The sequence below is a fragment of the Streptomyces huiliensis genome (assembly GCF_020037025.1).
Lineage (GTDB): Bacteria > Actinomycetota > Actinomycetes > Streptomycetales > Streptomycetaceae > Streptomyces > Streptomyces huiliensis.
In genome coordinates this window covers 1-1,933 of sequence record NZ_JAIQLH010000293.1, presented here as the reverse complement: position 1 = coordinate 1,933, position 1,933 = coordinate 1, and the positions used below count along the sequence as shown (strand labels likewise).

Genomic DNA, 1,933 nt, shown 5'->3' with positions numbered 1-1,933 from the left:
TACCGCCGGGACCGCCCGGCGGCGGCCCGGCGAGGTCCAGGCGCCAGACGCCGCCGCGCCTGAACGTGCCCTTCGGGTACTCGATGTCGGCCTCGCCCAGCAGGGAGAAGCCGGCCTTCCGGCAGACCGCGTTGGACGGGCCGTTCGCCACGGCCGGGAACGCGTACAGGAACCGGTGCCGCGGCGCCGTCCGCGCCTCCGCGATCACCGCGGCGACGGCCGCCGCGGCCAGGCCCCGGCCCTGGTAGGCCGGGAGGATGCCCCAGCCGGCCTCGTACGCCGGCTCGTCCCGCCACGCGCACTCCCAGTAGCCCGTGGTGCCGACGGGCGTGCCGTCGGGCAGGACGACACGGAACATGCGGCCCGGGCCCCCGGCCGACAGCGCCGTGTACCTGCGGTGCCGGTCGACGAGCCGCTCCTCGCTCTCCGGGCCTCCCAAGTGGGCCGTCATCTCCGGGGCGTTGCACCGGCGCAGCAGATCCAGGCCGACGGGCCCGTCCGTCCAGGGCTCGATCCGTACGACCGGGGAGGGCTCGATCCGTACGACCGGGGACGGCCCGGGACCGGGCGTCCCCCGCCCGCTTCCGTCCCCACGTGCTCCGTACCCCGTGAACCCGTTCATGCCCGTCTCCCCTCCCCGGTGGGCGGCCGGTCGCGCCGCCGGAACCATCACACCACGAGGGTCTGACAACGCCCGGCCGGCGGCGGGCTCACAGCCACCGCACCGACGTGGCCAGGAACGACGGCGACAGGCCGAACATCTCCCGGGTGACCCGGGTGAGATGGGCGGAGTCCGTGAAGCCCGCCGCCGACGCCGCGCGGGTGAGGGAGGCGCCGTGCCGGACCTCCTCCATGGCCCGCCGCAGCCGGGCCCAGCGACGGCAGTCGGTGAAGGACAGGCCGAGCTCGTCGGTGAACAGCCGGCCCAGCCGGCTCGCGGACAGGCCGACCTCCGCCGCCAGCTGCCCCAGGGTGACCGGCCCGCCGGCCAGCCGGGGCAGCAGCGCCAGGGCGTCGGTCAGCGCGGGATGCCGGGGGCGGGGCGCCACGGCCTCGCCGGGCAGGTCGCTGACCGCCGTCAGCAACGGGCGGAGCGCGTCGGTGAGTTCGCGGCGGCTCGCCGTCGCCGGGGACAGGCCCCGGACCAGGTCACCCGCCGGGCCCGCGAACGCCCCGCCCGCCTCCGCCCAGGCGGCGACCGACACGCGGTCCGCCGGATCCCGGCCCGCCGGCGGCCCGGCGAACCGGGCGTCCAGCGCCTGCGCCGCCGCGCTCCTGGCGTCGAGCCACAGCATCACCCCGCGGGCCCGGCGCGCGACCGTGACGTGCGGGGCGCGGGCCGGGATCACCGCCGCCGTCAGCGTCCGCGCCACGCCCTCCGGCGTCCGCAGCGTCACCTCGCCCTCGGCCGCCAGCAACAGCTGCCACGCGCTGTGGAGATGGGCGGGCGCGGTGGCGAACCACCCCAGATACACCAGCCACCCCGGTTCCAGCAGCACCGCGCCGTCCCACGGCCGTCCGTCCGCCCCCGCCGCCGACCCCTGCACTCCGCCGTCCCTCCGCCGTCCCCGGCCGCGTCCTCGGCCGCATCCTCGGGATCTGAACCCAGGCGTAACCCCCGCCCCACGCATCCCCGCCGCTCGGCGGGTGACCAGGCCCGAAGCCGCCAGTCTACGGACGCGCCGCAGTACCCCGCCGCCTAGGAAGTGCCCCGCCGCAGAGGAAGTACCCCGCCGCCGAAGACAGCGGCTCCGTACAAGCCCGGACCGTGACGAAGCGCCAGACTCGACGCGGATGCCCCCGATCCGCCCGGCTCCAGGGCCGGGCGCGGGCCCCGGCCCGGCCGGCCCACCCCCGCCGCCGGCCGCCCGGGGCCCTTCCGGCTCCCGGCACCGCACCCTCCCCGGCTCCCGCTCGTCGAAAGGCACCCCAT

2 protein-coding genes are annotated in these 1,933 nt (G+C 77.9%); both read right to left on the bottom strand.

Annotated features, from left to right (window positions below; translation table 11 throughout):
• Positions 1-622, bottom strand: a 622-nt coding sequence (locus tag JNW98_RS31490) for a GNAT family N-acetyltransferase (RefSeq protein ID WP_308015688.1), incomplete at its 3' end; no start/stop codon positions are given.
• Between the two features lie 88 nt (positions 623-710).
• Complete coding sequence (locus JNW98_RS31485) at positions 711-1,547, bottom strand: helix-turn-helix transcriptional regulator (protein WP_223771716.1); 837 nt, start codon at positions 1,545-1,547, stop codon at positions 711-713.
• Positions 1,548-1,933 lie beyond the last annotated feature (386 nt).